Raw genomic sequence first — 13,436 nt, 5'->3', positions numbered from 1 at the left:
TTGAATAAAACTCAGGCTGGCAGGTGAAATCTCACTTGCCAGCTTTTTTTTGTGCCGTTAACTTAGTGAACGGTCAAAGGGTTTCAGGCTGCTTTCAGTCGCTTGCATCACTCTGACAAGATTGATATAACAGCAGCGCGGTCACGTCTGCAGGGAAAATGCGCCGTGATGAACGAATTTTAAGAGGGGATGATAAGAGTGAATAAGTCACAATTGATCGACAAAATTGCTGCCGGTGCTGATATTTCTAAAGCCGCAGCGGGACGTGTTTTAGATGCTGTTCTTGCATCTGTCACTGACACCCTGAAAGCTGGGGATGAAGTAGCTCTGGTTGGTTTTGGTACTTTCTCCGTTCGCGAGCGTTCAGCACGTACTGGTCGTAACCCACAGACCGGTAAAGAAATCAGCATTGCAGCCGCTAAAGTGCCGGGCTTCCGTGCAGGTAAAGCGCTGAAAGATGCCGTTAACGGTTAATTACCCGCAGACTGACGTCGAAACTGTGTGAGGCGCATCACTGATGCTTTTCATTCAGGTCTGGTTGTTAAACAATAACCTGACGTCATCGGGCTGGTAAGGTAAGATACAAGGCGCATCGAAAACGGTGCGCTTTTTTTATTACAGCGGAGTGTTGCCACACTATGATGGACAATTTACGCGCGGCCGCCAATCACGTCGTGCTCAAAATCATTCTGGCCCTGATTATTCTGTCCTTTATTTTGACAGGGGTAGGCAACTACCTGATCGGCGGTTCAGGCGACTATGCAGCGAAAGTGAATGGTCAGGAAATAGGACGTGCTCAGCTGGAACAGGCAGTTCAAAACCAGCGTAGCCGCTTGCAACAGCAGCTTGGAGATCAATTCTCTGCGCTTGCGGGCAGCGACGGTTATATGCAGCAATTACGCCAGGAATCCCTGAGCAACCTGATTGACGTCACGTTGCTGGATCAGTATTCCAAAAAATTAGGCATTACCGTCAGCGATCAGCAGATCAAAGATGCGATTTTTGCGACCCCGCAATTCCAGACTGATGGCCGTTTCGACAATGCTAAATATCTGCAAAGCATCCAGGGTATGGGATACACCGCGGATAACTTTGCGCAGTTGATGAAACAGCAATTAATCAGTCAGCAACTTGAGCAAGCCTACGGTCAGTCCGATTTCGTTTTGCCAGTGGAAAGCAAATCTTTAGGTGGGTTGATTCTGCAAAGTCGTGATGTGCAGACTGCCACATTGGATACCGATGCGCTGGCAGCTAAACAGCAGGTCACTGACGCTGAATTGCAGGCATTCTACGACCAGAATAAAAACAGTTTCCTCTCGCCTGAACAGGTGAAAGTCAGCTACATCGAAATGGATGCAGCGGCCATGCAGGGGAAAACTAACGTGACGGATGCGGATATCAGCGCCTATTACGACCAGCATAAAAGCGAATTTGGTCAGCCTGAACGCCGTCGCTACAGTGTCATTGTTCTGAAATCTCAGGCCGATGCTGACGCAGTGGCTGCCGAGCTGAAAAAAGGCACTGATTTCGCGGAACTGGCTAAGACCAAATCGACCGATGCGCTGAGTGCCAGACAAGGTGGTGACCTCGGCTGGATGGAGCCTGAAACGACGTTGCCAGAATTTAAAAATGCCAATCTGACCACCAAAGGTCAGGTGTCTGGTGTAATTAAATCGGACAGCGGTTTCTTCATTTTGCGCCTTGATGACGTGACGCCTGAGCAGGTCAAACCGTTAGCTGACGTTCGCAACACGATTGCCGACAAGCTCAAACAAGAGAAATCATTGGATGCCTACTACGCGCTGCAACAGAAAGTCAGCGAAGCGGCAACCAATGACAACGAATCTCTGGCTTCTGCTGAAGATGTTGCCGGTACGAAAGCGGTTCATACAGATTGGTTCACTCAGAATCAAATCCCGGCAGGTATCAATTTCAAACCTGTCGTACAGGCGATTTTCGACGGCGGCCTGATTGGTCAGGACGGTTCTCCGGGCAGTAACTCAGACATTATTACCGTTGATGGTGACCGCGCCTTTGTAGTTCGCGTGGATGCACACAAAGCTGAAGGGGTTAAACCTTTCGCTGACGTGAAAGATCAGGTGACGACGCTGGTGAAACGGCAGAAAGCACAGGATCAGGCGCGTATGGAAGGTGAGAAACTGCTGACCGCGTTGAAAGAAGGCAAAGGCGATGACGCCATGAAAGCTGCCGGCCTGACATTTGGTGCCGTCCAGAAAGTACAGCGCAGCCAGCAGCCTTCTGCATTCGAAGAGAACGTTTACGCACTGCCTCATCCTCAGAAAGACCAACCGGTTTATGGGCTGACTCAGGACGATAAAGGCAACAGTGTACTGGTCAAACTGAATGCGGTGACGCCGGGTACCATTCCTGCCGCTGATACAGCACGTTTCAATCAGGAAATGCAACAGACGTCCTCGAATGTGGCCTTTGATTCGCTGCTGACCAACCTGCGTCAGGAAGCGAAAATCAAATACGGTTCTGCTGCACAAAACCAGTAAACGCCGCAAAGTTTTGCAACGCGTTGCAACAAACAAAAGGCCGCTTCCGCGGCCTTTTCCACATTTGAATGTTGCCCATTGTCCGCTTTCTCTGCCTGATGCATTCTCTCCGTGCTGTCAAACACATGGAGGATACAGCATGAAAAAATTAGGCATCACCTCACTTTCGTTAGCTCTCGCTCTGGGACTTTCCACACTACCGGTCATGTTGCAGGCCGCTCCCAATGCGGCCAGCAGCGTGGCGACCACGACGGCGGCGCCAGCGACGGCAGCCAGCAAAGTCACTGGCCCGCAAGTGAAAAAGGAACAAGTGGCAGTGACCGATGAAAGTACCGTAAGCATCAACACGGCGACTGCGGAAGAATTTGCCAATGTGATGAACGGAGTAGGGATGAAAAAAGCGCAAGCCATCGTCAGTTACCGCGAAGATCTTGGGCAATTTACGGATATCGAACAATTGCGTGAAGTTCCGGGAATTGGTGCTGCATTGTTTGAACGTAACAAGGACCGTCTGAAATTGTGACGGATGTCGCGGCGGTGATCCCTTAACGGTTGCCGCCGTTTTCTTCTGCTAATCTCTAGAGACATCTGACCAGTTTGGTTGTAAGCCTCAGACGACTATCAGGAGTTTCTTAACGATTATGCATACGTTCATTAAAGTTCGCGGTTTCCACATTGACGTTTATCAGCACGTAAACAACGCGCGTTATCTGGAATTTCTTGAAACAGCGCGCTGGGAATGGCTCGACAATCAGTCAGGTTTCCAGTGGATGAGCCAGAACAAGATTGCCTTCATCGTGGTGAATATCAACATCAATTACCGCAAGCCTGCGGTATTGGGGGATGTATTGCGCATTGACAGCAGTTTGCAACAACTGAACGGGCGCAGTGGTGTTCTCGAGCAGGTTGTCACATGTGAAGGTGATGTGGTTGCGGATGCGACGCTGACGTTCGTGTGTATCGATTTGCGTACGCAAAAAGCGCTGCCGCTGGAAGGGGAATTGCTCGAGCGGTTACGTGAACTGGAACTGGAAAACGATTAATCGTTTCCCCTTACGCAAGATCACTTTCCCGTCAAAAGAATACGCCAACGGGCGGTTGAAAGCCGCCCGTTACCGGCAAAACATTAAAACTGAAAAATTAACGCAGTCCGGTTTTCTTCTTCAGGCTGGTCATCACGCCCGCTTTATCCTGCTGGTATTGCTGCAAACCATTAGCGCGTAAATGACAGGCGGCACATTCACCACAACCATCACCAGCAATGCCGTTGTAGCAGGTCAGCGTTTTATGACGAACCAGATCCAACTGCTGGTAATAATCGGCCAGCGCCCAGGTTTCGGCTTTATTGAGCCACATCAGCGGCGTTTCGAAACGCACATCTCGCGCCAGACCCAGCGACACTGCCGTGTTCAGCGCCTTGACGAATTCATCACGGCAATCCGGATAACCGGAGAAGTCAGTTTCACACACGCCGGTGATGACGGCTTCTGCCTGGATCTGATAGGCATAAATGGCCGCCAGCGTCAGGAACAGAATATTACGACCGGGAACGAACGTACTCGGCAAGCCCCCGTTGTTTTCATCACCAAAATTAGGCACCGGAATGTTATCGCGGGTCAGGCTGCTGACAGCCAGTTCGTTTAACAACCCGACATCCAGCACTTTATGGGCACGTGCGCCCAGTTCCACAGACAGTTTTTGTGCAATCTCGATTTCTGCACGATGACGCTGACCATAATCGAAAGTAACGCAGTGGACTTCGTCATATTGCTTCAGAGCCTGAATCAGACAGGTTGTTGAATCTTGTCCGCCGCTAAAAACTACCACTGCTCTTTTCATTCTGATTACCTGTTGTTTGAAACCATTATCTGAAATTCACTGCGCATCGGGCAGTAAAAGTGCCCTAATGTTACTTTCCTTTACCCCCGGAGTGTAGTGAAACAGCTCCTTCAGGCACTTTCCGTTGGCAGCGGCGGCGGAACCCATGCCTGACAGAAATCGAACCAGCCCCATGCGGTGAGTTGCACACCGCTGATGCGCGGTGGTGCGCTGACCTGATACTGATAGTTAAACAACGGTGTGACGATGGCCGACTGCATCCACTGAAATAAATGATCGCGCAGTTCGTCCGAGCGATGGTTCTCCAGCGGGATTTGCTGAATAGCGGCCAGGCGCTGTTGCTGGCAAACATAATCTTTTTCGCGCAGGATCCCCGGCCAGAGCGGATCTTGCTGTAACCAGTTCTCCAGTGAGGCATCGGGAGATTCGCCAATCAGACGATCACCGAGAAGCAGATCGGCCCAGCCTAGCATCGCATCATCTTCCCAAAGTCGCCCGGCATGATATTTAACCTCCAGTGCACAATCTTCTTCCGCCAGCTTTTCCTTTAGTGCCTGCGCCACCAGCTCAAATTCAACCGGCGGGTGAAACAGCAATGTCAGCTTTTCAGGCAATGGAACATCAGCATCGTCATGCAAAGGTATTGGCCAGCCAGGCAGCATTTCTTTGCTGGCTTTCACCAGATCATGATCGATAGGCAAATTATCCAGCATGCCGCTGCGCTGGATCAGACGGACGATTTTACGCGCCTGAGCCTCATTCAATACGCCACGTTTCAGATTGGCGGCGATGTAGCAAAATCCCAGGCTGGTGCTGCGTCTGACCGGTTTCACGCGCGATAATTCATCCTGTTCACCCAAAATGATCCTGACCGGATGCTGGCAGCTGACATTGCTTTTTTGTGCAAAGAGTTGCGGTGTGATCCAAAATTCAATAGCCGCCAGATAAGGATGTTGTAAGGCGTACAACGTATGTTGTTCAAGCCTGATCAGTTCAGGTGAAAAGGTAGTCAGACGAAAAGGACCCGCGCCGATATGTGGATTATCGGGATGGGATAACAGGCAGTTAAGGTCGGCAAACCGGTGCGCCAGCCAGTAATCGGGTTTATCGAGATCAAACTGCAGACAAAGTGCGTGCGGCTGAGACAATTTGCTCATGCAAGCCAGATTATGTTTACTGCGCGGTGAGTTTTGCAGTTGTTCAAAGCGCGCCATTAATTGCGCGGTCTTCAGTGGTTCTCCGTTATGCCAGAACAACTGACTACGCAGGAAAAATTGCCAGGTTTTGCCGTTATTACTGATTTGCCAGTGATGGGCCAGATCGGGCTGGGGGGCTGAATTTCCCGGAATAAAACGCGTCAGTCCTGCATGAATAGTATGGGCAAGATGTTGCTCGGCACGGCCGGTCAACGTCAGCGGATCTAAAGGCTGGAGAGGGCGATAATAGGGTATACGCAGCGTGGGCGCATCTTCCTGCCATTGCCCGCCCAAATGCGGCGCCAGCAGTGCATTGAGATGGCTCGGATCCAGCTGGCTTAGCTGCAACGCGGCCGAATGTTCGCCATTTTTCAGCAACTCCTGCAAACAGGCTCCCCGCAATTCTTCGGAGGTTTTCAGGCAGCAAAGTGACGCACGCTTCCCGCGACCTGCTTGGGATTGCCAGTCAATCCAGCCCGCATCCTGAAAGTGTTTCAGCAACGTTCGGGTATGACGTTCACTGCAACAGAAAATCTCAGCCAGTTCGGCCACGGTAAACTGAACCGGAACTTGTCCGGTCTTCAGGTATAAACGCTGAAATTGATTAAGCCGGTTTTGCAGGCGCACGGTAAATACGGAACCTTATTTCTGCTGTGAATTAACCTGTTCATCATATCGTGCGTATGGCGCGCTGGCTTGCAGCGAAGAGCCAGAGTGTGAGCTAAAACCGGAACAGTATTCACAAACTGTTCACTATTAGTTCCGCAAATCGCAGTCCATACTTTGAGGGTGAAAATCATTCCTTTTCTGAGAGAAAATATGTTCCGTTTAGCTGCATTTGATATGGATGGCACTCTGCTTTTACCCGATCACACGCTGGGCGAAAAAACACTGGCAACATTGCGTCAGCTGGCTGAAAAGCCGGTAAAACTGACGTTTGCCACCGGCCGTCATTATCTCGAAATGAAAGATATTCTGGCGAACATCGGACTGGACGGTTTTCTGATCACCGGAAACGGCACGCGAATTCATGACTTGTCCGGGCACCGGTTGCATGCCAGTGACTTGTCCGAAGATTGTGCACACGAGCTTTTGCACACGCAATGGGATACACCTGCCAGCCAGCATGTATTCCGTGATGATGGCTGGTTTACGTCTCTGGACGATCCGGATTTGCTGATCCCGCATCAGTTCAGCGGCTTCCGCTATCAGTTACAGGATCTGCGTTTATTGCCTGATTCTGGTAACAGCAAAGTGTGTTTCTGCGCACCGCATGAAACCTTGCTGGCGCTGGTACCCCAACTGGAAGCGCATTTCGGCCCGCGTCTTGACCTGTGTTTTTCAGCGGCAGATTGTCTGGATGTGCAGCCCGCAGGCAGTAATAAAGGCAGTGCTCTGGCGCTTCTCACTGCAGGTCTGGGGATCGATATGTCTGAATGCATGGCATTCGGCGATGCCATGAACGACAAGGAAATGCTGGAAAGTGTCGGGATGGGGCTGATTATGGGCAACGCTTTGCCGGTGCTGAAAGAACAGGCCTCTCATTTACAAATCATCGGACATTGCCGTAATCAGGCTGTGTCTCACTTTTTGCAACACTGGCTGCACACTCCACACCTCACCTATTCCCCCGAATATTAAGGTATTGCAGCAAGCCGGGTTCACTTTAACTGTCCCGGCTTTTTTCCCCTTCATCCTTCGAACTACAACTGCGTTAGCTGCATTCTTTCACCCGAATCACTTACTCTTGTAAGCTCATCGGGATTCATTCATTTGCTGCCTTGTTGTAGTTCGAATGATTTCGAGGATATTCAGTTGAGACCTTCCAGTTGTGCAGCGTAAACGGAAATATCCCCGATATTCTTCGCTACCCAGTTGTCATCAAAGTAGGTATTCAGATAACGTTCACCGCTGTCGCAAAGCAGGGTAACGATCGAGCCGGTTTCACCTTTCTCGCGCATTTGTTTTGCCAGTTGCAATGCCCCCCACATATTGGTTCCCGTCGAGCCGCCGACTTTTCTCCCCAGTACCTGTTCAAGCCAGCGAACGGTAGCAATGCTTGCAGCATCAGGTACTTGCATCATGCTGTCAATGACGTCGGGGATAAATGAGGGTTCGGCGCGCGGGCGGCCAATGCCTTCAATGCGGCTGCTGCATTGAGCGGTAACGCTGGCATCACGTTGCTGAAAGTAATCGTAAAAGACAGAGTTTTCCGGATCCACCACGACCAGTTCGGTATCGTGCCCCTGATAGCGGATGTAGCGGCCAAGCGTTGCGGACGTTCCGCCGGTACCCGCACTCATCACCAGATAACGCGGCACCGGATACGGTTCGCGGGACATCTGACGGAAAATGCTGTCTGCAATGTTGTTGTTTCCGCGCCAGTCGGTGGCCCGTTCTGCGTAGGTGAACTGATCCATATAATGGCCGTTCAGCTCTTTAGCGAGCTGCTCTGAGGCAGCATAAATCTGACCTGAGTTTTCGACAAAGTGGCAGCGACCACCATAAAACTCAATTTGCTGAATTTTGCGCGGGGCTGTACAGGCAGGCATTACGGCAATAAAGGGCAGGCCCAGCAGACGCGCGAAATAGGCTTCGGAGACAGCGGTACTGCCCGAAGACGCCTCAATAATCGGCGTATTTTCGCGGATCCAGCCATTGCACAGGCCATATAAAAACAATGAGCGTGCCAGACGATGTTTCAGGCTGCCGGAAGGATGCGTGCTTTCATCTTTGAGATACAACGAAATTCCAGGAAAGTCGTTCAGCGTAAGACGAATTAAATGTGTGTCGGCTGAACGTTGATAATCGGCGTCGATTTCTTTAATGGCGTGAGTGACCCAGGAATTGCGCATGTTGCAGGCTCATTTAAGTGTTTTGATGAGATAAAGAATAACGTAATCACCAGAGAAATAAGTTACTCTTTGACCCATTTATCATCTTATTTGGAGAAATATTTTCTCCTGGAGTGCGGTATGGTAGATAAAATTGACCTCACGCTTTTATCGCTGCTACAGCGGGATTGCACCCTTTCTCTGAACGAGCTGGCTGAGGCCGTCAACCTCACCACCACCCCCTGCTGGAAAAGAATAAAGCGCCTTGAAGATGACGGGATTATTTGCGGAAAAGTGGCGTTACTTGACGCTGAGAAACTGGGACTTAGCCTGACAGCATTTGTGCTGATTAAGACCCAGCATCACAACAGCGAGTGGTATCAGCGATTTGTTCAGCAAGTCGAAGCGTTTCCAGAGGTGCTGGGTTTTTACCGGATGGCGGGCGAGTACGATTATTTGCTGCAAGTTCAGGTCTCCGATATGAAAAGCTACGATAACTTTTACAAGCGACTTGTGAATGGCATTCCGGGACTGAACGACGTGACCTCAAGTTTTGCGATGGAGCGCATAAAATCGACCACAGCATTGCCGATTTAATGCAAAAGTTGCAGTAAAAAGTTTCATCAGAAACCCCTGTTAACTCTGGTATCCTTGTCGGCCTGAAGAGTAAATTGGTCTTTCTGTCGCCGGTTTAACTCAATAAAATTATTATTATTTGTATGGAAAACACTGCGTGAGATTGTTTGCACAATTAGGCTGGTACTTCCGACGTGAATGGCGCCGGTATTTGGGTGCCGTCGCCTTACTGGTCATTATCGCCGTTCTGCAATTACTGCCGCCAAAACTGGTGGGCGTAATTATCGATGGTGTTACGTCAAAACAAATGTCTTACGGCGTGCTTTTTGCGTGGCTTGGCCTGATGCTCGGCACGGCTGTTGTGGTGTATCTGCTGCGTTATGTCTGGCGCGTGCTGCTGTTCGGCGCGTCTTATCAGCTTGCTGTTGAACTACGACAGGATTTTTTCCGTCAGCTGAGCCGTCAGCATCCCGCTTTTTATCTGCGCCATCGCACCGGTGATTTGATTGCCCGTGCGACTAATGACGTCGACCGGGTGGTGTTCGCTGCGGGAGAGGGCGTGCTGACGCTGGTCGATTCGCTGGTCATGGGGCTGGCGGTACTTATCGTTATGGCAACGCAGATCAGCTGGGAACTGACGTTATTGTCGCTGGTGCCGATGCCGGTAATGGCGATCATTATCAAGCGATATGGTGATCAACTTCATTCCCGTTTCAAAACCGCACAGGCGGCGTTTTCCTCGCTTAACGATCAGGCGCAGGAAAGCCTGACCAGTATCCGTATGATCAAAGCTTTTGGCCTGGAGAATCATCAGTCATCGCAGTTTGCTGATGTGGCTGCGGATACCGGTGCAAAAAATATGCGTGTCGCGCGTGTTGATGCCCGCTTTGATCCGACCATCTATGTCTCTATCGGCATGGCGAACCTGCTGGCCATCGGCGGCGGTAGCTGGATGGTAGTCAATGGCCACCTGACGCTGGGTGAGCTCACCAGCTTTGTGATGTACCTTGGCCTGATGATCTGGCCGATGCTCGCGCTCGCCTGGATGTTTAACATTGTCGAACGTGGCAGCGCGGCTTACAGCCGTATCCGTAGCCTGTTACAGGAAGCCCCGGCTGTTGTTGATGGCACAACACCGTTACCGGCAGGCCGCGCGACGCTTGAGGCTCACATCAACGATTTCCATTATCCGGAAAATAGCCACGCTGCTTTAACGACCGTTACTTTTTCCCTGCAACCAGGGCAAATGCTGGGGTTATGCGGTCCGACAGGTTCCGGCAAAAGTACGCTGCTTTCACTCCTTCAACGCCAGTTCGATGTCACTGACGGTGACGTGTCCTATCACGGGTTATCCCTTAAAGAAATCCAGCTTGATGACTGGCGTGCCCGGCTGGCAGTTGTCAGTCAGACGCCTTTCTTGTTCTCAGACACTGTCGCGCAGAACATTGCGCTCGGAAGGCCTGATGCCACGCAGGAAGAGATTGAAGAAGCCGCGCGTCTCGCCAGCGTTCATGATGACATTCTGCGATTGCCTCAGGGATATGAAACTGAAGTCGGCGAGCGCGGCGTCATGTTATCGGGTGGTCAGAAGCAGCGTATTTCGATTGCGCGTGCATTGCTCCTCAAAGCCGAAATTCTGATCCTGGATGATGCTTTATCCGCCGTTGATGGCCGGACGGAGCACCAGATTCTGCACAATCTGCGTCAGTGGGGAAGTGACCGTACGGTGATCATCAGCGCACATCGTCTCTCTGCACTGACCGAAGCCAGTGAGATTCTGGTCTTCAGCCAGGGGAGTATTTCGCAGCGTGGCAATCATGACCAGCTTGCTGCCGAAGCCGGCTGGTACCGCGATATGTTCCGTTATCAGCAATTAGAAGCTGCGCTGGATGATGTGTCACAGGAAAAGGAGCCGGAACACCGTGGCTGAACCCAAAAAAATTAAAATTCAGAAGCTTTGGCCAACGCTAAAGCGCCTGTTGAAATACGGGAAACCTTACCGTAAACCGTTGTCTTATGCGGTTCTGATGCTGTGGATTGCAGCGGCAGCGGAAGTGACCGGCCCTATATTAATCAGCTTCTTTATCGATCACTACGTGGCTAAAGGTGAAATGCCGTGGGGGAAAGTCAGTTTGCTCGCGCTGAGTTTTATCTTCCTGCAATTCCTGGCAGCAAGCCTGCACTATTTTCAGGCACTGTTGTTCAACCGTGCTGCGGTGGGGGTCGTCCAATGCTTGCGCACCGAAGTCATGGATGCGGCATTACGGCAACCGTTGAGCGCATTTGATACACAGCCTGTAGGTCAGCTGATTTCCCGCGTGACTAATGACACGGAAGTTATCCGTGATCTGTATGTGACCGTGGTGTCGACAGTCTTACGCAGCATAGCCCTGATTGGTGCGATGCTGGTGGCGATGTTCAGCCTCGACTGGCGACTGGCATCGGTGGCAATTTGTATCTTCCCGGCCGTATTTGTCGTGATGGGGCTGTACCAGATTTACAGTACGCCGGTGGTGCGCAAAGTACGCGCTTATCTGGCGGATATTAATGATGGCTTCAATGAAGTCATCAACGGTATGAATGTGATTCAGCAATTCCGTCAGCAGAAAAGGTTTGGCGAACGGCTTGCCCGCGCCAGCCAGTCGCACTACCTGGCCCGCATGCAAACGCTGCGGCTGGAAGGATTTCTGTTGCGTCCTTTGCTCAGCTTATTCTCGTCGTTGATTTTATGCGGTCTGCTCATTCTCTTTGGATTCAGTGCCGAAGGTTCTGTGGGCGTTGGGGTTCTGTACGCCTTCATCAATTATCTCGGACGGCTCAACGAGCCTCTGATTGAACTGACCTCACAACAATCGATTATGCAGCAGGCAGTCGTTGCCGGTGAACGTATCTTTGATTTGATGGACAGGACGCAACAGCAATACGGGCCAGACGAAAAGTTGCTCACCAGCGGCGAGATTGACATCAAAGACGTCAGCTTTGCTTACCTCCCGGATAAATGGGTGCTGGAAAATATTTCCCTGCACGTACCTTCGCGCGGTTTTGTGGCGTTGGTTGGACATACCGGCAGTGGTAAAAGTACGCTGGCAAATCTGCTGATGGGTTATTACCCGTTAAACAAAGGTGAGGTCAGGGTTGACGGACGTAACCTCGCCGACTTATCGCACACCAGCCTGCGCAAAGGTATTGCAATGGTTCAGCAGGATCCGGTGGTTCTGGCAGAATCCGTGTTCGCTAATGTCACGTTAGGCCGTGATATTGATGAAGCGCAGGTGTGGCACGCGCTGGACATTGTGCAGCTCTCACCGCTGGTACGCGAAATGCCCGAAGGTTTGAATACGCGTCTGGGAGAGCAGGGCAATAATCTTTCTGTCGGGCAGAAACAATTACTGGCGATGGCGCGCGTTTTGGTGCAGGCACCGGAAATTCTGATCCTTGACGAGGCAACGGCCAATATTGATTCCGGCACCGAGCAGGCTATTCAGCGTGCATTACGGGCTATCCGGCAGCAGACTACGCTTGTGGTTATCGCACATCGGCTTTCGACGATTGTGGATGCCGATAATATTTTGGTATTGCACCGTGGCCAGGCTGTTGAGCAGGGTAATCACTTGCAACTGCTGGCAGAAAAAGGCCGGTATTATCAGATGTATCAGTTGCAACTTGCCGGACAGCAATTGGCTTCTGCCGGACAGATTATGCCTGCAACAGAAAACGCATAATCTTTGCACCGGTGCCGTATCCCTGCGGCACCGGCTTTCTTCTTTCTCCGTTTTTCATTTCCTGTTTTTCTTTTCCCCGCACTGTATTCATGCAGGCAGAACCCTTTTTCAATTCGGGTGCACTAAAAAGCAGCGGTGAGCACTTAAATGGTGCGTGTGCTGCTGTGCTGCATATGGCATGACAACTGTGCGCCTGGTCACGATTATTCTGAAAATGCCGTATTACGCGGGAATTGCATGAATCTGCGCCCGATTTCAACTCTGGCACATCCTTTGCTTTATCCAATCCGTATCGGGCGCGAATCCTCTCGCGGCAAGCCCTTAATTCGAGGAGTGGCACAATGAAGCTGGTTACTGTGGTGATCAAACCTTTTAAGCTGGAAGACGTGCGTGAAGCGCTGTCTGCTGTTGGAATTCAGGGGCTGACCGTAACGGAAGTTAAAGGTTTTGGCCGTCAGAAAGGTCATGCCGAACTTTACCGTGGCGCGGAATACAGCGTGAACTTTCTGCCAAAAGTAAAAATCGACATTGCTATTGCAGACGATCAGCTTGATGAAGTGATCGATGTGATCAGCAAAGCGGCCTATACCGGTAAGATCGGTGATGGCAAAATTTTCGTTGCTGAATTGCAACGTGTTATCCGTATTCGTACTGGTGAAACCGACGAAGCAGCACTGTAATTTCAGGCTTTTATCTCTCATACCAATCGGTTTGAGATAAATCAGATTAGAAAAAACAGTTTTGAGAAAC

At 50.9% G+C, this 13,436-nt stretch carries 12 protein-coding genes; 9 read left to right on the top strand and 3 right to left on the bottom strand.

Features of this window, described 5'->3' with window-relative positions:
* Nucleotides 1-198 precede the first annotated feature (198 nt).
* The 4 genes from hupB to AACU55_RS01655 all read left to right on the top strand — a co-directional run bounded on the left by hupB (nucleotide 199) and on the right by AACU55_RS01655 (nucleotide 3,562).
* Complete coding sequence (gene hupB, locus AACU55_RS01670) at nucleotides 199-474, top strand: nucleoid-associated protein HU-beta (protein ID WP_013576637.1); 276 nt, start codon at nucleotides 199-201, stop codon at nucleotides 472-474.
* A gap of 164 nt (nucleotides 475-638) precedes the next feature.
* Nucleotides 639-2,519 (top strand): peptidylprolyl isomerase, encoded by a 1,881-nt coding sequence (ppiD, locus tag AACU55_RS01665; RefSeq protein WP_013576636.1) that lies wholly within the window; start codon nucleotides 639-641, stop codon nucleotides 2,517-2,519.
* Nucleotides 2,520-2,658: 139 nt separating this feature from the next.
* Nucleotides 2,659-3,042, top strand: a complete 384-nt coding sequence (locus tag AACU55_RS01660) for a ComEA family DNA-binding protein (RefSeq protein WP_013576635.1) — start codon at nucleotides 2,659-2,661, stop codon at nucleotides 3,040-3,042.
* A 118-nt stretch (nucleotides 3,043-3,160) separates the two neighbouring features.
* The gene (locus AACU55_RS01655) at nucleotides 3,161-3,562 is read left to right on the top strand and encodes a YbgC/FadM family acyl-CoA thioesterase (protein ID WP_013576634.1); all 402 of its coding nucleotides are present in this window, start codon (nucleotides 3,161-3,163) and stop codon (nucleotides 3,560-3,562) included.
* Nucleotides 3,563-3,659: 97 nt separating this feature from the next.
* Here the strand turns inward: AACU55_RS01655 and queC are convergent, their stop codons facing one another.
* Together queC and AACU55_RS01645 are read right to left on the bottom strand one after the other, a co-directional pair.
* Nucleotides 3,660-4,358, bottom strand: coding sequence for a 7-cyano-7-deazaguanine synthase QueC (queC, locus tag AACU55_RS01650; protein ID WP_112151714.1), 699 nt, complete (start codon nucleotides 4,356-4,358; stop codon nucleotides 3,660-3,662).
* A 110-nt stretch (nucleotides 4,359-4,468) separates the two neighbouring features.
* A complete protein-coding gene (locus tag AACU55_RS01645) occupies nucleotides 4,469-6,181 on the bottom strand; it encodes an SgrR family transcriptional regulator (RefSeq protein ID WP_134706542.1) in 1,713 nt (570 codons plus the stop codon).
* A 192-nt stretch (nucleotides 6,182-6,373) separates the two neighbouring features.
* Here AACU55_RS01645 and cof point away from each other — a divergent pair, with 192 nt between their 5' ends.
* Nucleotides 6,374-7,195 carry an HMP-PP phosphatase gene (cof, locus tag AACU55_RS01640; RefSeq protein ID WP_013576631.1) on the top strand — a complete coding sequence of 274 codons (822 nt, stop codon included), beginning with the start codon at nucleotides 6,374-6,376 and terminating at the stop codon, nucleotides 7,193-7,195.
* 170 nt (nucleotides 7,196-7,365) lie between these two features.
* Here cof and AACU55_RS01635 read toward each other — a convergent pair whose 3' ends face one another.
* On the bottom strand, nucleotides 7,366-8,409 hold the full coding sequence (locus AACU55_RS01635) for a PLP-dependent cysteine synthase family protein (protein WP_013576630.1): 1,044 nt from the start codon (nucleotides 8,407-8,409) through the stop codon (nucleotides 7,366-7,368).
* A 120-nt stretch (nucleotides 8,410-8,529) separates the two neighbouring features.
* Here AACU55_RS01635 and AACU55_RS01630 point away from each other — a divergent pair, with 120 nt between their 5' ends.
* The 4 genes from AACU55_RS01630 to glnK all read left to right on the top strand — a co-directional run bounded on the left by AACU55_RS01630 (nucleotide 8,530) and on the right by glnK (nucleotide 13,366).
* Nucleotides 8,530-8,985 (top strand): Lrp/AsnC family transcriptional regulator, encoded by a 456-nt coding sequence (locus AACU55_RS01630; RefSeq protein WP_134706541.1) that lies wholly within the window; start codon nucleotides 8,530-8,532, stop codon nucleotides 8,983-8,985.
* Nucleotides 8,986-9,121: 136 nt separating this feature from the next.
* Entirely contained in the window at nucleotides 9,122-10,894 is a 1,773-nt protein-coding gene (locus AACU55_RS01625) for a SmdA family multidrug ABC transporter permease/ATP-binding protein (RefSeq protein WP_013576628.1), read from the top strand.
* Nucleotides 10,854-12,686: a SmdB family multidrug efflux ABC transporter permease/ATP-binding protein gene (locus AACU55_RS01620; protein WP_370447488.1), complete on the top strand. Its 1,833-nt coding sequence runs from the start codon at nucleotides 10,854-10,856 to the stop codon at nucleotides 12,684-12,686. Before AACU55_RS01625 ends, AACU55_RS01620 begins: the two co-directional genes overlap by 41 nt.
* A gap of 341 nt (nucleotides 12,687-13,027) precedes the next feature.
* Nucleotides 13,028-13,366 carry a P-II family nitrogen regulator gene (glnK, locus tag AACU55_RS01615; RefSeq protein WP_009639071.1) on the top strand — a complete coding sequence of 113 codons (339 nt, stop codon included), beginning with the start codon at nucleotides 13,028-13,030 and terminating at the stop codon, nucleotides 13,364-13,366.
* The last annotated feature ends 70 nt before the right edge of the window (nucleotides 13,367-13,436 follow it).

Origin of the sequence: Rahnella sp. CJA17(1/100) (genome assembly GCF_963881615.1) — a bacterium.
Lineage (GTDB): Bacteria > Pseudomonadota > Gammaproteobacteria > Enterobacterales > Enterobacteriaceae > Rahnella > Rahnella aceris.
This window is presented reverse-complemented; position numbering and strand designations above follow the sequence as displayed.

Excerpts from the sequence above, each read along its gene's own strand:
- ppiD (WP_013576636.1), top strand. The coding sequence starts at position 639 with ATGATGGACAATTTACGCGCGGCCGCCAATCACGTCGTGCTCAAAATC.
- AACU55_RS01660 (WP_013576635.1), top strand. The coding sequence starts at position 2,659 with ATGAAAAAATTAGGCATCACCTCACTTTCGTTAGCTCTCGCTCTGGGA.
- AACU55_RS01655 (WP_013576634.1), top strand. The coding sequence starts at position 3,161 with ATGCATACGTTCATTAAAGTTCGCGGTTTCCACATTGACGTTTATCAG.
- queC (WP_112151714.1), bottom strand. The coding sequence starts at position 4,358 with ATGAAAAGAGCAGTGGTAGTTTTTAGCGGCGGACAAGATTCAACAACC.
- cof (WP_013576631.1), top strand. The coding sequence starts at position 6,374 with ATGTTCCGTTTAGCTGCATTTGATATGGATGGCACTCTGCTTTTACCC.
- AACU55_RS01635 (WP_013576630.1), bottom strand. The coding sequence starts at position 8,409 with ATGCGCAATTCCTGGGTCACTCACGCCATTAAAGAAATCGACGCCGAT.
- AACU55_RS01630 (WP_134706541.1), top strand. The coding sequence starts at position 8,530 with ATGGTAGATAAAATTGACCTCACGCTTTTATCGCTGCTACAGCGGGAT.
- AACU55_RS01620 (WP_370447488.1), top strand. The coding sequence starts at position 10,854 with ATGATGTGTCACAGGAAAAGGAGCCGGAACACCGTGGCTGAACCCAAA.
- glnK (WP_009639071.1), top strand. The coding sequence starts at position 13,028 with ATGAAGCTGGTTACTGTGGTGATCAAACCTTTTAAGCTGGAAGACGTG.